The sequence below is a fragment of the Rhodococcus sp. RD6.2 genome, from assembly GCF_001040705.1.
Taxonomy (GTDB): Bacteria; Actinomycetota; Actinomycetes; order Mycobacteriales; family Mycobacteriaceae; genus Rhodococcus_G.
Map to the genome: position 1 here is coordinate 1 of NZ_CVQP01000010.1, position 17,771 is coordinate 17,771.

Sequence of the window (17,771 nt, forward strand, 5' to 3'; positions counted from 1 at the left end):
GGTTAAGGAACTCGGCAAAATGCCCCCGTAACTTCGGGAGAAGGGGGACCTCTGCTGGTGACGAGGCTTGCCCTCTGAGCTGGTGGGGGTCGCAGAGACCAGTGAGAAGCGACTGTTTACTAAAAACACAGGTCCGTGCGAAGTCGTAAGACGATGTATACGGACTGACGCCTGCCCGGTGCTGGAAGGTTAAGAGGACCGGTTAGCCAGTAATGGCGAAGCTGAGAATTTAAGCCCCAGTAAACGGCGGTGGTAACTATAACCATCCTAAGGTAGCGAAATTCCTTGTCGGGTAAGTTCCGACCTGCACGAATGGCGTAACGACTTCTCAGCTGTCTCAACCATAGACTCGGCGAAATTGCATTACGAGTAAAGATGCTCGTTACGCGCGGCAGGACGAAAAGACCCCGGGACCTTCACTATAGCTTGGTATTGGTGTTCGGTTCGGTTTGTGTAGGATAGGTGGGAGACTGTGAAGCGGGCACGCCAGTGTTCGTGGAGTCGTTGTTGAAATACCACTCTGATCGTATTGGACATCTAACCTCGGACCATGATCTGGTTCAGGGACAGTGCCTGGTGGGTAGTTTAACTGGGGCGGTTGCCTCCCAAAATGTAACGGAGGCGCCCAAAGGTTCCCTCAGCCTGGTTGGCAATCAGGTGTTGAGTGCAAGTGCACAAGGGAGCTTGACTGTGAGACTGACAGGTCGAGCAGGGACGAAAGTCGGGACTAGTGATCCGGCACCGGCATGTGGAAGCGGTGTCGCTCAACGGATAAAAGGTACCCCGGGGATAACAGGCTGATCTTCCCCAAGAGTCCATATCGACGGGATGGTTTGGCACCTCGATGTCGGCTCGTCGCATCCTGGGGCTGGAGTAGGTCCCAAGGGTTGGGCTGTTCGCCCATTAAAGCGGCACGCGAGCTGGGTTTAGAACGTCGTGAGACAGTTCGGTCTCTATCCGCCGCGCGCGTTAGAAACTTGAGGAAGGCTGTCCCTAGTACGAGAGGACCGGGACGGACGAACCTCTGGTGTGCCAGTTGTCCTGCCAAGGGCACTGCTGGTTAGCTACGTTCGGAAGGGATAACCGCTGAAAGCATCTAAGCGGGAAGCCTGTTCCAAGATGAGGTTTCTCACCCCCTTGAGGGGGTAAGGCCCCCGGCAGACTACCGGGTTGATAGGCCAGAACTGGAAGTGCAGTAATGCATGTAGGTGACTGGTACTAATAGGCCGAGGACTTACCACAAAGAAGCTACGCGTCCACTGTGCGGTATCTGAAACAACACACGTTGTTCAGAGCCGGAAATTATCGATCCTGATTGTTGGGGTTGTGTGTTTCTGGTTCCGTGTGACAGTTTCACAGAGTTACGGCGGCCATAGCGGAGGGGAAACGCCCGGTCCCATTCCGAACCCGGAAGCTAAGCCCTCCAGCGCCGATGGTACTGCACTCGACAGGGTGTGGGAGAGTAGGACACCGCCGTACATAACATCCCGGGGACCCCGGAACCAGAGTTTTCTGGTTCCGGGGTTTTCGGCGTTTCNGGCCCTGTTCACCCTGATCCGCGCACGCGACAACCCCTGCGCACGGGTTTCGATGCGTCCACACCGGCATCGCCCGCAGAACGGCGGTGCGGACACCCGAAAACGGGTGCGTACCCGCGTGCCGGCGCGGGTGACACCACCGGACGCACCGGGAGAGGTGGCCTCCGACCATATGCGCGAACTGCCCTGCGCAGGGGTGGTGAGGTGTTCGCAGGGGTGTTCGGCGTGCAACACCGGTGCGCATCGACGAAAAGGGGTGCGAACACCCGCGCCGCGGCGGTCCCGCACCCGCCACGGCAGCACTGCGATCGCGGCTCGACTGGCCTCCGCGCACCGTCGACGCATCACCGATGCGCACCGGTTCTGCCGCGCCCGCAGGGGGATTGCGCGCACAACGCCGTGTGCGGCCGCGAAAGCCGGGTGCTGGCCGGCCGTCGGCGCCCACCACCCATTGCGAAGTGCCCAGCACCCCCACATCCGGGCTCGGACGCGTGCCCAACCCATGTGCGACGCGGACGGGTTATCGGTGGCGGGGCGGGGGCAGTGCGCGGATACTGACCTCACTGCCCGCACGAGGGGGTACGAGATGACGATGACGTCGCGGTTCCGCACTGTGGAGACGGAGCCGGCGCGATCCAGGCGTGAGTACCTGATGTGCGCACCCACATACTTCGATGTCGTGTACGCCATCAACGACTGGATGGATCCGACGGTCCCGGTGGATCGGGCCTTGGCGCAAAGGCAGTGGCAGTCCCTCGTCGACACCTACCGCGAGCTCGGACATGTCGTTCACCTGATCGACCCGGCACCCGGACTGCCCGACATGGTGTTCGTCGCGGACAGCGGTCTGGTCGTCGACGGGGTTGCGCTTGGTGCCCGGTACCGCACGATGGAGCGTGGACCCGAGGCCGACCACGTCCTCCGATGGTTCGAGGACAACGGATTCCGGCGCCCCCTTCGGCCGAAGTACGTCAATGAAGGAGGTGGGGATCTCCTTCTCGTGGGGGAGACGATCCTCGCCGGCACCGGATTCCGCACCGACGAACGTGCGCACACGGAAGCGGAGATACACCTGGGCAGGCGCGCCGTCACCTTGCGGCTGATCGACCCGCGCTACTACCACCTCAACACCGCTCTCGGCGTGCTCGACGACAGCACGATCGCGTATCTGCCCGAGGCCTTCGACCAGCGCAGCGCGACTCTGTTGCGGTCGATGTTCCCCGACGCCATTGTCGCGACGGAGGACGACACACGATCTCTCGGCTTGAACCTCGTCAGCGACGGCCACCATGTGGTCCTGAGTGCGCAGGCAACCGGGCTGGCAGATCGACTGCGTGATCGCGGATACGCCCCCGTTCCGGTGGACATGTCCGAGTTCGCCAAGTCCGGCGGCGGGATCAGGTGTTGCACACTGGATTTGAACGGTTGGAGTCACGGGGTTCGGTCGTGACGCGTCCGGTCGGCGATCCGACAGCGGCCGAGCTGGCTCGCGCCGACGAGCACGGTGCGCACAACTATCACCCGCTTCCCGTCGTCCTCGAGTCCGCGGACGGAGCCTGGGCGAGGGGCGTCGACGGCGTCGAGTACTTGGACATGCTCGCCGGATACTCGGCCCTGAACTTCGGGCACCGGCATCCCCGACTTGTTGCGGCTGCGCAGCGTCAGCTGGAGCGGCTCACGCTCACCAGCCGGGCGTTCCAGCATTCTGTGTTCGCGGACTTCTGTGACGCCGTTGCAGGACTCTGCCGGAAGGACGCTGTCCTGCCGATGAACACTGGTGCCGAGGCTGTGGAGACGGCGCTGAAGCTGGCTCGGAAGTGGGGCTACGACGTCAAGGGTGTGGCCCCCGATCGCGCCGAGATCATCACGTTCGCCGGCAATTTCCACGGTCGTACCATCGCCATCGTCGGGTTTTCCACCGACGATGACGCCCGTGTGGGTTTCGGGCCGTTCCCTCCGGGTTTCCTGACCGTGCCGTACGGCGACATCGGCGCACTCGCCGCAGCGATCACACCCAACACGGTTGCGGTGCTGGTGGAACCGATCCAGGGTGAGGCCGGAGTTCGGGTGCCGCCGGACGGCTTCCTGTCCGAGGTCCGCTCTCTCTGTGACGATCGCGGGATCCTCCTGGTTGCCGACGAGATCCAGAGTGGTCTAGGGAGAACCGGCGAGACGTTCGCATGCGACCACGAGAATGTCGTCCCCGATGTCTACGTGTTGGGGAAGGCACTGGGAGGCGGGATCGTTCCGGTGTCGGCGGTGGTCGCGGACTGGCCGGTGATGGGGGTTGTCGGACCGGGGCAGCATGGGAGCACCTTCGGCGGGAATCCACTCGCGTGCGCGGTGGCGACCGAGGTGGTCAGGATGGTCGAGACAGGCGAGTTCCAAAGTCGCAGCAGGGAACTGGGATCGCACCTGCACGGCCTGCTGGCGCAGTTGCCCGGTGTGAACCAGGTGCGCGGCCGCGGACTGTGGGCCGGTGTCGACCTGCCTCCGGATGGCCCGTCGGCGAGAACGATCTGTGAGCGGCTGCTGACTCGACGCGTCCTGGCGAAGGATGCCCACGAAGGGACGATCAGGCTCGCGCCGCCACTGGTCATCGAGCGCGACGAGATCACCTGGGCAGTAGAACAATTGGCCGACAGCCTGCAGATGCCCGACTAGGGGAAGCCCCTCGATCCGGCCGGATCGAGGGGCTTCCCGAGGTTCCGTGCGCCGTGCCCGCTACTTACCGCGAATGGCGTCGAAGACCTTGGGGTCGACGAGGGTGGAGGTGTCTCCGAGGTCGCGTCCTTCGGCGATGTCGCGCAGGAGGCGTCGCATGATCTTGCCGGAACGGGTCTTCGGCAGTTCGGGAACGACGGTGATCTGCCGGGGCTTCGCGATCGGCGAGATCTCGGTGGAGACCTGCGCCCGCAGTTCCGCGATCAGAGTGTCACCGGTGTTCTCCGCGCCTTCACGGAGGATGACGAACGCGACGATCCCCTGACCGGTGGTCTCGTCCGCGGCACCGACGACGGCAGCTTCCGCGACCGAATGGTGTCCGACCAGAGCTGATTCGACCTCGGAGGTGGAGATGCGGTGCCCGGACACGTTCATGACGTCGTCGACGCGGCCCAACACCCACAGGGCGCCGTCCTCGTCGTACTTGGCGCCGTCGCCGGCGAAGTACCAGCCTTCCTCGGCGTACCGGGACCAGTAGGTGTCGCGGTAGCGGTCCATGTCGCCCCAGATGCCGCGCAGCATCGACGGCCACGGCTCGCCGAGNACGAGGTAGCCGTTGCCGCCCGCGCCGAGGGGCTTTGCTTCGTCGTCGACGATCTTCGCGGAGATTCCCGGCAGCGGTGCCATCGCCGAGCCCGGCTTGGTGGCCGTGATACCGGGGAGGGGCGAGATCATGATCGCGCCGGTCTCGGTCTGCCACCAGGTGTCGACGATGGGGGCGGTGCCGGAGCCGATGACGTCACGGAACCAGCGCCACGCCTCGGGGTTGATCGGCTCACCCACGGACCCGAGGAGACGGATGCTCGAGAGATCGTGGGCGTCGGGGATCTCGCGTCCCCACTTCATGAACGTTCGGACCAGCGTCGGGGCGGTGTAGTAGATGCTGACGCCGTACTTTTCGATGATCTCGAAGTGACGGTGCTCGTTCGGGGAGTTCGGTGTTCCCTCGTAGACGACCTGGGTGACGCCGTTCGAGAGGGGCCCATAGACGATGTAGGAGTGTCCGGTGACCCAGCCGATGTCGGCGGTGCACCAGTAGACGTCCTTGCCTGCCTTGTGGTCGAAGACGTTGTGGTGGGTGTACGAGGCCTGGGTGAGGTAGCCGCCGGAGGTGTGGATGATGCCCTTCGGCTTTCCGGTGGTGCCGGAGGTGTAGAGGATGAACAGTGGGTGCTCGGCGTCGAACGGCTGAGCAGTGTGCTGGTCGGATGCCTTCTCGACGGTCTCGTGCCACCACAGGTCCCGGCCGGTGACGGTGTCGACGTCGATACCGGTTCGCTTGACCACGAGCACGTGCTCGACGGATTCTGCTCCGTCGACGGCCTCGTCCACAGCAGGCTTGAGCGGTGCCGCCTGCCCGCGACGCCACTGCCCGTCCACCGTCACGACGAGCTTCGCCTGCGCGTCGTCGATGCGGGAGCGGAGCGCGGTCGCGGAGAACCCGGCGAAGACCACCGAGTGCGTCAGGCCGAGGCGGGCGCAGGCGAGCATCGTGACGATGGCCTCGGGGATCATCGGCATGTAGATCGCGACCCGGTCGCCTGCGACGAGGCCCAGTTCGGTGAACGCGTTCGCGGCCTTCGAGACCTCGGCGAGGAGGTCGTTGTAGGTCAGCGACCGGGAGTCGCCGGGCTCGCCCTCGAAGTGAATGGCGACGCGGTCACCGTTGCCTGCCTCGACGTGCCGGTCGACGCAGTTGTAGGCGACGTTCAGCGACCCGCCGACGAACCATTTCGCGACCGGGGCGTCGGACCAGTCGAGTACCTGCGTCCACGGGGTGGCCCAGTCCAGGCGCTTGGCCTGGGTGTCCCAGAACGCGAGGCGGTCCGCATCGGCAGCTGCCTGCAACTCCGGCCCCGCATTCGCCTGCGCGGCGAACTCCGCGCTCGGTGTGAACGCATCCCCGACCTGTCGGGAATTACTCAACTCAGACATGGAATCCTTCCAACGACGAATCCAACCATCCAGCAATGAGCCTCGAAGAAGGCTCGGGAACGCCCCGCCGCCGCGAGAGCGGCGGGGTCCACTCGATCAGTAGCTGCGGAAGTACTCCCGCTGCTCCCAATCCGTCACCGAATTCTGATCCTCACGAATTCCTTTCTCCTCCAGGAACTGGACATACCGGCGCCACTCGTTCCGCTTGAGTCCCAAGTAGAAATCCACGAACGCGTCGCCTGCGCTCCGTCGGAACAGCTCGCTGGCATCGAGGGCATCTGCCGCCTGCGCCAGGCTCGACGGGAGACGAGGCAGGTCCTCTTCGTGTGGATTATCGGTCAGCGGTCCGGGGTCGATCTTGTTGTCCACGCCGTCCAGGCCGGCGATCAGCTGCGACGCCATGTACAGATAGGGATTGGCTGCGGGTTCTCCGAGGCGGTTCTCGAAGTGGGTTGCGGGGTCACCTGGGCCCCCCAGCACCCGTAGATAGGTTCCGCGGTTGTCGGCGGACCACGTCGCTCTGTCGGGTGAGAGCGAAAAGCGATCACTGAATCTCTTGTAGCCGTTCACCGTCGGTGCCGCGAAGATGGCTGTAGCTGCGGCGTGGCGAACCAGACCGCCGGCGAAGTGTGTTGCGAACTCGGAAACGAACTCGCCCTCCCCTTGGGCCACGAAGACGTTCTCGCCGACGCTCTTGTCGAAGAGTGACTGATGTAGGTGCCACCCGCTCGCATCGAATCCGCTGAGCGCGGGAGCACACATGAATGTGGCGTGGTAGCCGGCACGTGCGCAGAGCTGCTTGACCGTGGTCCGGAAGAGGAGCATTGCGTCCGCGGCCTCGAGCGCCGGCATCGGGTCGAACGTGAACTCCATCTGGCCGGGCCCGGACTCGTGCTCTGTCGTGCGCAGTGGGATTCCGAACGACAACAGAGTGGATCGAATCTCCCGAATCAGGCCCTCCACTTCATCGATCAGATTCTCGCTGTTGAACTGATAGCCGAGGTTCACCGGCGCGACCACCGGCGCGGCGCCTGGGGATCCGAAACCACCGACGGACTCGAGATCGTTCTTCACGTCGACCAGGCGGGTCAGATACCACTCGACCTCTAGACCCACGACGTATTGCAGGTCTCGCGCCTCGACCTCAGCCAGCATCCGCTTCAGCAGTTGTCGGGACGAGAACGGCACCGGACGCCCCGACTTGAAGTACTCGTCACCGATGATCCATCCCACCTTGTCCGCCCAGGGCAGGACACGGAACGTCTCCGGATCCGGAACCAGCACGAAGCTGCCGGCACCCGTCATCTCGTCGTCATTGAGTCCACCACCGCGCTCGAACGGATTGAACACCAGGTCGAGGCCGGTGTCGAAGATGAAAGGACCTGGACTGCAGTCGATCCCGTTCCTCAGGACCGATGCGAACGAGGAAGCCGTCACTGCCTTGCTTCGCGACAGGCCATGCGGATCGCAGAAGGACATGCGGATCACCTCCAGCCCGTCGTCCTCGATCTGCGCAAGAATCTCGGCCGCCTTGGCCTTCTGCAGAGGTGTCCACAGATTGTGCATCTCGATGAACCCCGAACGGCCGGTGCTCAGATTCTTCAGTGTCGCGGTACTGATGTTTTCGGACATGTGAGCTCCTTCAGTAGGTCGAGTGATTGATGAGCCGTGGATAGGCGGGCTTCCATGGCCGGTTGGCCTCGTAGTCGGCGGCGATACCGAGGACGCGGCGGTCGTCGCCGAACCGCCCCACGAACTGGATCCCGATCGGAAGTCCCCGAGGATCGAGAGCAGCAGGCATGCTGACTGCGGGTTGGCCCGTCAGATTGAAGGGATATGTGTAGGGCGTCCACGAGAGCCCCTCGGAGACCTTCCCGTCGATGAGTACGGCCTCACCCTGATCTGACGGGAACGCGGTGATCGGTGTCGTCGGGGTCAGAAGGACGTCCACGTCACGGGTCGCCGTCCGCACAGCCATCGTGTAGTCGTGGCGGAGATCGTGTGCTCGCGCGAGCTGACCGGCACCGAGTTGCCGTCCCCTCCGGATCAAGCTCGCGTAGCCCGGGTCAAGAAGGTGCACAACCTCATCGAAGTTGTCCCAGTGACTCGCGGCCTCGTGACCGGCCCAGATGGTGTCGAGAATCTGGTAGGGATCCGGAAGATCGATATCGAGTTCGACAGTCTCGTAGCCGATCTCACGTAACAGTGTCACTGCGTCGTGGAGTGCGCTCTCCACGGAGGCCTCCGGCTTCACCCTTCCGAGCGAACTCGTGAAGCCTACTCGCAGCGAACGGATACCGGTCAGCATCGGAAGATCGATCCGATCTCCGAAGTTGCTCAGACGATCTCGAGAATCCGGGCCGCTCATGACGGCCACCGATCGAGCAGCATCCTCGACGTTACGGGTGAGAACCCCGATGTGGGAAAGGCCATCGGAGGAATGCGGCCAGTACGGGATACGTCCGAGTGTCGGCTTGAAGCCGACAACTCCGCAGAAGGCTGCCGGTATCCGCACGCTGCCGGCGCCGTCCGTCCCAACGGCGACAGGTCCGAAACCCATCGCTGCGGCGACACCGGCCCCGCCGCTCGAGCCACCGGCGGAGCGCTCGCGCGCCCACGGGTTGAGGGACGGTCCGATCAGTTGGTTTGCAGCATCGCCCTTCCAGCCACCTTCGCTGGTATTGGTCTTCCCCACGATCACTGCTCCCGCATCCCGCAGTCGCGCTACGGACGGAGAATCTTCGTATGGTACGAAGTCTTTCGTGACAAGAGATCCGCGTGTCGTCCGGAGACCGCGAGTGCGAATCAGATCCTTCACTGTGACTGGAATACCCAACAGAGGCTTTTCCGGACTCGGACCTCGTCGTTCGAGCGCTCGGGTCGCCGCTTCCGCCTGTGCCCGGGATCCGTCTTCGTCCAGGGTGATGAAAGTGTTCAACGACTCGAAAGTCTTGGCGCGGCGAAGGATGTCGTCGATCACCTCGGACGGTGTGTATTCCCCCGTCCGGTAGGCAGTCTGTAGTTCGGAGATCGAATGGTAGCCCGGCTCTACTCGCGGTACGGTCATATCCTTCTCGATTCGGGTTGTGGCTCGGTGTGCTCGCGGTTTGCACTTCACCGATGCAGTTCTAGATCTCCTGTGTTGCTGATCAATTCACGATCCAGATGTGTCACCCTCGCTCGTGCAACGAGTACCAGGAAGAGGGCGACGACGACGACCTGAACGGCGACGACGACCGCTGCATTCACTTCCTCCCAGGTCCCTGTGAGCTGCATGGCACCCGGGATCGTCGTTGTCGTGAACGCCTGCAGCACAGCCAGCCAGCCAGTTGGACGCTGTAGCCACTCCTGCCCCAACGCGAGAACGAAGAAGAAGGCCGAGAACAAGACCACCCAGGACAGCCAGATGAATCCGAACTTGACGTCCGAGAATCGGACGAAATTGACCGCGGCCAGGAACGTGGAGACCAAGGCCGCCCACCCGCAGTACCAACCGAGCCCATCTCCGGGGAGACTCCCGAAGTTGTTGAAGGCCACGTAGAGGTAGGTGAAGGCGAACAGCAGGAAGCCCGTGGCTCCCAGAACGATATCGAGCTGCCCGGTTCCCGAATCCAGACTCGAAAGCACCGCAGACAACACGGTGATCACCAGAGCCGAGCCGATGAACACGTTGACGGGCGCGGTGGCCTTCGGGCCGACGACACCCAGGAGGCCAAGGCCGTTCAGCAGAAGAACGGACCCCACGAACATGAGAGACAAGCTGGACATGACTTCTCCTGATCATTCCCTGACGGATGCATCGATTTACCGATCAACGAAATTGTCGAGCCAAGAACTGAATATCGCCCTGGCAATGTTCATGTTTCCGTCGATGTTCTGCCGCAACTCTTCCAATATCTCTCTCGCGGCACCCTGTCCGTGAATGGACTCCAATGCCTCCTTGTATTCCGGAATTTCACCCCACTCTGCCGCAAGCGACGCCGTGACCTCGACATGGAACTGGACCCCATACGCTGGACCCCGTGAAATCACCTGGTTCTCGTACAGCTCCGATTCGCAGAGCCGCGAGAATCCGTCGGGAAGAACGAAGGAATCCGCATGCCACTGAAACACTGGAAATGAGGATGGCAGCTGGGAAAATACCGGGTCTTGCTCGGCTGCCGCGGTCAGAGAAACCGTATTCATACCTACCTCGGGCACCTCGCCGGTGTAGATCTCTGATCCAAACGAGGCCGCAAGCAGCTGTGCTCCCAGGCAGACGCCCCAGTACGGCGTTCCAGCACTAACGGCTTCCTCGATGAACTTCCGCTCGTCGAGGAGCCAGGGGAATTCTCGATCGTCGACCGCGCCCATCGGTCCGCCCATTACGATGATCGCGTCGTACAACAGCCAGTCGGGCAGCGCATCGCCACGATCCAACTCGATTCGATCGATTCCGATGCCACGTTCGACGAGTACGTCTTCGAAAGCTGCCGGCGGTTCACATTCGACGTGCTGAATTACGAGTACCTTGCGGACAGGATTCGCGTTGGGGTCGGCGGTGGAGTTCTTTTTCGACATATACGCCTCTCACATTTCGATGGTTGCAGCAGCGGCTTCTGCAGACGATGATGTAGCTGTGATGCCGAGCACACAAGAGGCCACCCATGCGAGATTGGACTTGTTTCTTGTCGACCACGAACAGAATGATCATCTGGCACTTGCTCCGAACCGAAGGCGTTCCCGGACCCCGCTATCGGAGCATCGCGCAGTGTTTCGAGGCGCTGATCTCGGCTGGACACATCCGGGTCGGTGAAAAGCTGCCGGGCGAGAGAGAGATCGCCGACGCCCTCGCTGTAAGCAGAACGACGGTGGTGCAGGCCTACAAGCACCTCAAGGAATCGGGCTGGGCCGAGAGCACCACGGGGAAGGGGACCTTCGCTCGCCGACCGGTGAAAGAACGCGCGACCCGGATGATGGATTGGGTTGAAACCCCGGAGAGCGACCCACTCACTGGTTCGGCGGTGCACTCGCGAGTTGTCGATTTCGTCAGTCCGACGCCGCCGGCGCCGATCGAGCTCCACGAGGCCGTCACATCCAGTGCTGCCGAGGTGATCCGGCTCGCCGACAGCGCGGTGCACTATCTGCACGGTCTCCCCGATCTGCGGCAATGGATCGCCGAGTGGTACACCGACAGAGGACTGCCCACCCGATCGAACGAGGTAGTGGTGACGTCGGGCGCACAACAGGCACTCGCACTGGTGTGCCGGCTCTTCATGCGTCCGAGAGGATCTGTCATCCTCGAAAGTCCCACGTATCTGGGGGCATTGGACCAGATGCGATCGCGTTCAGCACACATCGTCTCGGTCCGATCCGGTGCCGACGGTTTCGATCCCGACCAACTCTCGGAATCGATGCGAAGTCATCGCCCGGATCTGATCTATACGATGTCGACCTGTCATTCCGTGACCGGAACCGCGATGACCGAGGAACAACGGCAACACGTCGTCGACCTCGCAGCCGCATCCTCCACCGTGATCGTCGACGACGATGTCTACGCAGGTCTGTTGCGGAGCGGCACTCGACAGGTGCCACTGGCCGCCACGAGTCCGGATGCACCGATCATCACTATCGGTGGCGTCGGAAAGCTCTTGTGGGACGGGCTCAGGGTCGGCTGGCTGCGCGCACCTGCCCCCCTCGCCGAGCGTCTCGCTCGCGTCAAGGGTGTCGAAGACTTGGGTACATCGCTGATCGCCCAGGTAGTTTCACTCGAACTTCTGCACCACCACACGGAGATCGCGGCGCGCCGCAGGCTCGAAGCGGCAGAAGGTCTGAAACTCGCGCAGTCACTTCTCCGCACCAATCTTCCCGACTGGACGTGGCACCATCCAGCGGAGGGGTGGTCTCTGTGGATTGGAGTGCCCTGCGGATCGGCAACACAGTTCGCCATCGAGGCCCGCCGGAATGACGTACTGATCGCCGCCGGGTCGACCTTCGCCGCGGACGGCAGTGGCGATGACCATCTCCGTCTGGTGTTCTACAAGTCCGCGGCCGATATCGAGGCGGGAGTGCNNCGACGCGGCGCCGAACATCAGAGGATGCACGTCAGCGACCAGTACACGACGAGAGTCGTCACAGCCATCGAGGTCACGTTCGCGATGAACGGGTGGAACAACGGAGGAAGCGGCTTTGCGAGCAACCGGGCGACGGGAGCCCCGAGCACGGCGCCGATAGCTGCGCCCAGGATGAGGGCAGGCCAGCTACCGTCGAAGGCGACCACGGCGGTCGGTGCACTCGAGACCACGGGAACGTAGGTCGCGGTCCACCCCCCACCTCGGTACCACTGCCGCCACAGCACCACCCCGATGGCGGACGCGAGTACCTGGGCGAACAGTATCCGGGGCAACAGTTCGAGACCGTAGCCCGCGAAGCTCGGATCGATGAGGAACCCGACACACGCGCCGACGATCATCAGGCCGCCGGCCCATTCGCTGCCGATGAACTGCGCCTCAGAGAAGTCGGCGATCACGCGGCGAATCGTCCACGCAGCTTCGCCGTGACCAACGGTCGATCGGACCGCCGCGTGCGGTGGCGGCGGATCTTCGGTCACCCTCATCCAAGGCAGGACACGGCACACTGCGCACGCGATCAGACCCCCGACAGCCATCGCCGAGACGATGCCGACGACATTCGGGATCCCTGTTGGGACACAGAGGTTCGCGATGAAGAGCATCGCGAGAGGCGGTACGGTCACGACTCCGAGAACGGCAGCGGTGACCAAGATCGCCCAGCCGCGCCCGTAGAGCAACACGACGGCCGCGGGGACCGAGGCCACGACGACGAACGTCGGCTGCCACTTCCCGTCCGCGAGCAGGCTGCGGAAGATCAGATTCGTGGTCGACAAGGACAGAACCACCGATCCGATCATCCAGGGAAAGCGCGCCCCGAACCCGTACGAGACGGGTGTGCCTGCGAACCGGGACGACGACCGCCACAGGAGAAACGCGACGAACGCGCCCGCGAGCAGGCCGACCGACGCGAGTGGACTCTTGTACGACAGCGGCTCGGTGAAGTCTCCGAGCACCCAGGTCCACCACGCCGTCCATGACGTCGAGACGTCGGAGGTCCACTGCTCATAGCTCTGCATCGACGCCGAGCGTGTGGAAGTGACAGATTCGAGTAACAGTGCGACACCCAATGCGGTTACACAGACAATCGATGCGCCGAGAACTGTTCCGACAGAAGCATACTGACGTGGTCTCGCGAGGGAACGTTCGATAGAGGACTTGGTCGTCGACATGCTGACCTTTCCAGGGCCGATGGAGCACAGAATCGCGACCGAAGGGTCGCGTCGGTGAACTGACCTACACGGAGGGGAAGGAAGCAGGAATCCCTCCCCCTCCGGCCCGGTCAGATCGGCCGTGCGGCAGGAATGCGGTAGTGGTCGCTCCAGGGACGTGCACGCTCGAACGCGGCGATCGCAGCCATGACACCTGCATCGTCGTGCCTGCGCCCCATGACGAGCATGCCCACCGGTAGCCCGTTCGAGAGGCCGGCTGGTACGGATGCACTGGGGTTTCCCGTGAAGTTGGTGAAATAGGTCATGCACCAACCGATCAGCGGATCCACTGCCTCGCCGTTGATCTCTCTGGGGCCCTGAGTTTCTCCGTCGTCGCTGTTCAGGACGGGCATGCACGCCAGCGTCGGAGCAACGATGTAGTCGTATTCCGTGAAGACCTCAACGAATCGGTCGTAGACGCCGGTCCTCATGCGCTGATCCCGGATGAGATCGTCCGCGCCGAGAGTGGGAACCAGATCGACCCAGTGCATCATCGCCTCCGGCAGCTCGTGCGGAGTTTCCGATCGCAGATCGACGCCGTCCTCGGCGAGAGATACCAACGTCTCGTGAACTCCGAACGCGGTTACCCGCGACCACATGTCGCTCAGTTCGCGCTGCGAGACGGTGAAGCCGAAGTCGACGGGTTCGACAACTGCACCGAGATCCTCGAACACCCGCACCGCGTCGTCGACGACGTCCCGAACCTGTTTCTCCACCGGGAAGATCCCGTAGTCCGCGGTGTATCCTATGCGCTTGCCCTTCACTCCTCGCGTGAGCGCACCCATGAAGTCGACGGTTTCGTCGAGGGCGATCGGGTCTCGTGGATCGAAGCCATGCAGTGCAGTCATGGCGAGCGCGGAGTCTTCGACGGTGCGGGTGATCGGCCCTTCGTAGAGGAAGCAAGAGGTTCCGAAGGCGTTCGGCCGGGCGACGAAAGGCAGGCGGCCAGCCGACGGCTGAAATCCGACCACACCGCTCCACGCGGAGGGGATGCGGATCGATCCACCACCGTCGGTTGCGCCTGCGAGCGCGACCATTCCGTCCGCTACCGCTGCCGAACTTCCGCCGGACGAGCCGCCGGGATTCCGGGTCGGATCGAACGGGTTCCGGGTGGGCCCCACGGTTGCGTTGTCCGTGGTGCCGCGAAATCCGAAGGCGGGACTGTTGGTCTGCCCGACAACGATGCTGCCGGCGGCCTCGACACGTGCAGGGAACATGCTCCAGGTGTCGGAGATGTTGCGATGCAAGGCCGACAGGCCCCCGAGTGTCGCGGGCCAGCCCGGCTTGAATCCGAACAGATCCTTCATGAGGCTGGGCACACCCGCCAGCACCCCGACGTCTTCACCCCGGGCGATCCGCCCTTCCAACTGCCGAGCACAGGCACGGGCATCGTCATATCCCTTGTACGTCACGGCATTCAGACTCGGGTTGCGTCGTTCGATCCGTTCGATCGCCGCCTCGGTGGTCTCCACTGGTGAGAGGTCTCTGGCCCGCACTGCTCGAGCGGTCTCCGCCGCGGAAAGGGTGTCGAGTTCGGAAGATGTCGTCATCGGTGTCTCCTCACGCCGCGAACGCGACGGTTCGCGTAGGGCTGACTCGCGCAGCGGAAGCCACGACGAGGCGGGCGGAGGCGAGTCGCCGATTCATGCCGGCGTTCCACGTTTTTCCTCCGCCTCGGACCACGTCGAGGGGTGTGCGAACGGCTCCGCCGACGGCCTCGAGTGGCCCGATGCGGAAAATGTAATCTGCGTCACGTAGGCGACGCTTCGGTCAAATTACGTATCTTTCGTCAACGCCGAGCAGCCCTTCACGATCAGCGAGGAGTGCGGCAGCCGTCCTGGTCGGGACGGCGAGCTTGGCAAGGATGTGTTCGACGTGCGTGGTGACCGTTCGCACGCTCGTCGACAGTGCCTGTGCGATAACGGCGTTCGATGCGCCGGTAGCCAACGCGGCGAGAACATCCAGCTCGCGTCGGGTCAGACCGTATGGAAGTGGTTCCCGCCGCCAAGTCACCACTGCCCGACATGTCGAACCGCTGAAGGGAAACAACTCGACCGTCAGTGGGTGCGGCCGCGATCGTCGACCACGACGATCGCCGTCAGGATCGCACCAGCGAAAACGCGCCGGGCGGTCCGCCCTCGACAGAGCCTCGGTTATCGAGTCCAGCAAAGCCGGAGCGGGCAAACCCTCGGGGGTCAGCGGCACCCACCCGTGGTCCCGGTCGAGTGCCGCGGCCGGTAGCTGCGGCGAGTGCAACGAGACGAACTGCCGTGCCGGCGCGAGGCGATCCACGAGCGGAGCCATCCCGGCCCCGACGATTCCCAGAATGTCGCGCACGTCGTCTGCGGGCGGCGTAGCCACTTCCAGGTTGAGCAGCAGCATCCCCAAGTACGCACCGTCGATTGCACGCAACAGCATCGTGGCGCCTTCTCGGAACCCGTGTGCCTCGACGGTTTCGACGTAGAACGCCGATTCGCGCCGGTCGAACGGGCAGTCCTTCCAGAAGACCGGTTCCTCGCGCTGTTCCAGCACACTCCAGACACGATCGGTCTGATAGTGCGGCCCGTTCAGTGCAGCGCGCATCTCCGCCGTGTACCCCCGGCTGGCGACGGTGCGATGCGCCGACGTCTTCGGGTTCCAGACAGCGATCTGCGCGGCATCGTAGGCGACAATCTCTGCCAACTCACCGAGCACTGCATCGGCACGCTCATCGATCGGCGACGTGTCGGCGACGATCGCCGAGATCCGTCGCGCCGAGCCCACCATCGACAACCTGGACATTGCTCCATCATAGGGAGTTGTCGAGCAGGCGGGAGGTGCTCTCGCCGAGGGTAATTGACGCGACTGTTCGGTTTGCGACGAGTAGGGTTCGTTACCCTTCCACGAGCCGCGCGACCCGGCGGATACCTTCGGTGATCTGGGGGACCGAGGCGGCGGCATACGAAAGGCGTACGTAGGCCGCCGGCGGCTCGTCGAAGTAGAAATGGCCGCCGTCTCCGATCAACACGCCGGCGTCCTGCGCTGCAGCAGTCAGTGCCGCTGTATCGGTGCCCTCCGGCAGCTTGGCCCACAGATGGATGCTGCCCTGCGGGACATACGGCACTCGCACTCCGGGAAGCGTGGCGGCGATCTCACCCAGCATCACATCTCGCCGTTCCGCCAGGTGCGACCGGAGCCTCTTGAGATGCCGCGGCCATGCATTCGAGGTGAGCAGACTCAGCGCGACCTCCTGCACCAACGGAGGCACACACATGTCGTCCGCGATGCGCGCCGTCCGGAGTCGTTCGCCTGCGGGTCCTCGCGCCGCGATCGCAGCTACACGCAGCCCCGGCGCAGCCGACTTGCTCAGGGTGGCGATCGAGACCACATAGCCGTCCGGATCCTGGGTGAACAGCGGCAAGGGCGCGCGACCGTCGATACTCAGATGCCGAGCCCAGTCGTCTTCGACGATGAATGCACCGTGGCGGGCGGCGAGCTTGAGCACCTCTTCGCGACGAGAAGCGCTCAACACGGCACCGGTCGGATTCGCGTAGCAGGGTTGGAGATAGATCACTCTCGCGCGGGTGCGTTCCAGAGCGTCGGCGAGCTTGTCGGGCCGGATGCCGTCGGCGTCCGCGGGGACGACGACGAGCTCGAGACCGGCTGCCTGTGCGGCGATCATCGCACCCGGATAGGTGGGACTCTCGGCAATCACGGTCGCCCCGGGGTCGGCAAGGGTGCGCAACGCATAGACGAGCGCCTGCTGTCCCCCGGGCACGATCAGCACGTCGCTCGGGTCGGCGTGGAACTCCTCGGAGAAGACACGGCGCAGGTCCGGCAAGCCGAACGGGGGCGCCATCGTCCACGCCCGCGGGCTTCGCGCGGCGCGAGCACCCAGGGACCTGAGATCTTCGAGAGGCTGCAACTCAGGGGCCAGATAGCCCCACGACAGCTGGATGTCGTCGGCAGTTCCATAGGCTCCCAGACGGGATGTTCGGCGCGCATCGACCCGTGCGCGGCCGAGCGATTGCGACTGCCACGAGTAGTCGGGTTCCGGAAGCCGGTCTCGCCCGACGATGAACGTCCCTCGGCCCGGCTCCGCCTTGACCACCCCGAGCGCTTGCAGCTGCGCGATCGCGTGGGAAACCGTCGCAGCACTGGCCTGGAACTCACTCGAGAGCCGGCGAACCGGGGGCAGTTTCTCACCGACACGCATCGAGGCCGCCCGATCGCGCAGGATCGCGGCCACCTCCGCAGCTCTGTTATCGTTATTCATG

11 protein-coding genes, 2 rRNA genes and 1 pseudogene are annotated in these 17,771 nt (G+C 63.6%); 5 read left to right on the forward strand and 9 right to left on the reverse strand.

The window, feature by feature from the left end; translation table 11 throughout:
• The 4 genes from RHCRD62_RS20955 to rocD form a co-directional block, all read left to right on the forward strand.
• Positions 1–1,242 (forward strand): 23S ribosomal RNA (locus RHCRD62_RS20955); the annotation flags it as partial.
• A gap of 120 nt (positions 1,243–1,362) precedes the next feature.
• Positions 1,363–1,479: ribosomal RNA gene (gene rrf, locus RHCRD62_RS20960) — 5S ribosomal RNA — on the forward strand.
• A gap of 711 nt (positions 1,480–2,190) precedes the next feature.
• Positions 2,191–2,988 (forward strand): dimethylargininase, encoded by a 798-nt coding sequence (ddaH, locus tag RHCRD62_RS20965; RefSeq protein WP_172671110.1) that lies wholly within the window; start codon positions 2,191–2,193, stop codon positions 2,986–2,988.
• Positions 2,985–4,202 carry an ornithine--oxo-acid transaminase gene (rocD, locus tag RHCRD62_RS20970; RefSeq protein ID WP_172671111.1) on the forward strand — a complete coding sequence of 406 codons (1,218 nt, stop codon included), beginning with the start codon at positions 2,985–2,987 and terminating at the stop codon, positions 4,200–4,202. The genes ddaH and rocD overlap by 4 nt, the downstream gene beginning before the upstream one ends.
• 60 nt (positions 4,203–4,262) lie before the next feature.
• On the opposite strand, the gene acs is transcribed toward rocD, so the two are convergent.
• The 5 genes from acs to RHCRD62_RS20995 all read right to left on the reverse strand — a co-directional run bounded on the left by acs (position 4,263) and on the right by RHCRD62_RS20995 (position 10,757).
• Positions 4,263–6,197, reverse strand: a complete 1,935-nt coding sequence (gene acs / locus RHCRD62_RS20975; RefSeq protein WP_050066708.1) for an acetate--CoA ligase — start codon at positions 6,195–6,197, stop codon at positions 4,263–4,265.
• 96 nt (positions 6,198–6,293) lie between these two features.
• On the reverse strand, positions 6,294–7,829 hold the full coding sequence (locus RHCRD62_RS20980; RefSeq protein WP_050066709.1) for a glutamine synthetase family protein: 1,536 nt from the start codon (positions 7,827–7,829) through the stop codon (positions 6,294–6,296).
• A gap of 10 nt (positions 7,830–7,839) precedes the next feature.
• The gene (locus tag RHCRD62_RS20985) at positions 7,840–9,177 is read right to left on the reverse strand and encodes an amidase (protein ID WP_172671112.1); all 1,338 of its coding nucleotides are present in this window, start codon (positions 9,175–9,177) and stop codon (positions 7,840–7,842) included.
• 134 nt (positions 9,178–9,311) lie between these two features.
• Positions 9,312–9,965 carry an AmiS/UreI family transporter gene (locus RHCRD62_RS20990; RefSeq protein WP_050066711.1) on the reverse strand — a complete coding sequence of 218 codons (654 nt, stop codon included), beginning with the start codon at positions 9,963–9,965 and terminating at the stop codon, positions 9,312–9,314.
• Between the two features lie 36 nt (positions 9,966–10,001).
• Positions 10,002–10,757 (reverse strand): type 1 glutamine amidotransferase, encoded by a 756-nt coding sequence (locus RHCRD62_RS20995; protein WP_050066712.1) that lies wholly within the window; start codon positions 10,755–10,757, stop codon positions 10,002–10,004.
• A gap of 125 nt (positions 10,758–10,882) precedes the next feature.
• On the opposite strand from RHCRD62_RS20995, the pseudogene RHCRD62_RS26755 reads away from it, so the two are divergent.
• Positions 10,883–12,229: pseudogene (locus tag RHCRD62_RS26755) on the forward strand (PLP-dependent aminotransferase family protein); the annotation flags it as partial.
• Positions 12,230–12,267: 38 nt separating this feature from the next.
• Here the strand turns inward: RHCRD62_RS26755 and RHCRD62_RS26515 are convergent.
• From RHCRD62_RS26515 to RHCRD62_RS21015, 4 genes are all read right to left on the reverse strand, one after another.
• Positions 12,268–13,323, reverse strand: coding sequence for a hypothetical protein (locus tag RHCRD62_RS26515; RefSeq protein ID WP_050066713.1), 1,056 nt, complete (start codon positions 13,321–13,323; stop codon positions 12,268–12,270).
• Positions 13,324–13,586: 263 nt separating this feature from the next.
• Complete coding sequence (locus tag RHCRD62_RS21005) at positions 13,587–15,065, reverse strand: amidase (RefSeq protein ID WP_050066714.1); 1,479 nt, start codon at positions 15,063–15,065, stop codon at positions 13,587–13,589.
• Positions 15,066–15,285: 220 nt separating this feature from the next.
• Positions 15,286–16,281 (reverse strand): helix-turn-helix transcriptional regulator, encoded by a 996-nt coding sequence (locus tag RHCRD62_RS21010; RefSeq protein ID WP_172671114.1) that lies wholly within the window; start codon positions 16,279–16,281, stop codon positions 15,286–15,288.
• Between the two features lie 106 nt (positions 16,282–16,387).
• Positions 16,388–17,770 (reverse strand): aminotransferase-like domain-containing protein, encoded by a 1,383-nt coding sequence (locus tag RHCRD62_RS21015; protein WP_050066716.1) that lies wholly within the window; start codon positions 17,768–17,770, stop codon positions 16,388–16,390.
• Position 17,771 lies beyond the last annotated feature (1 nt).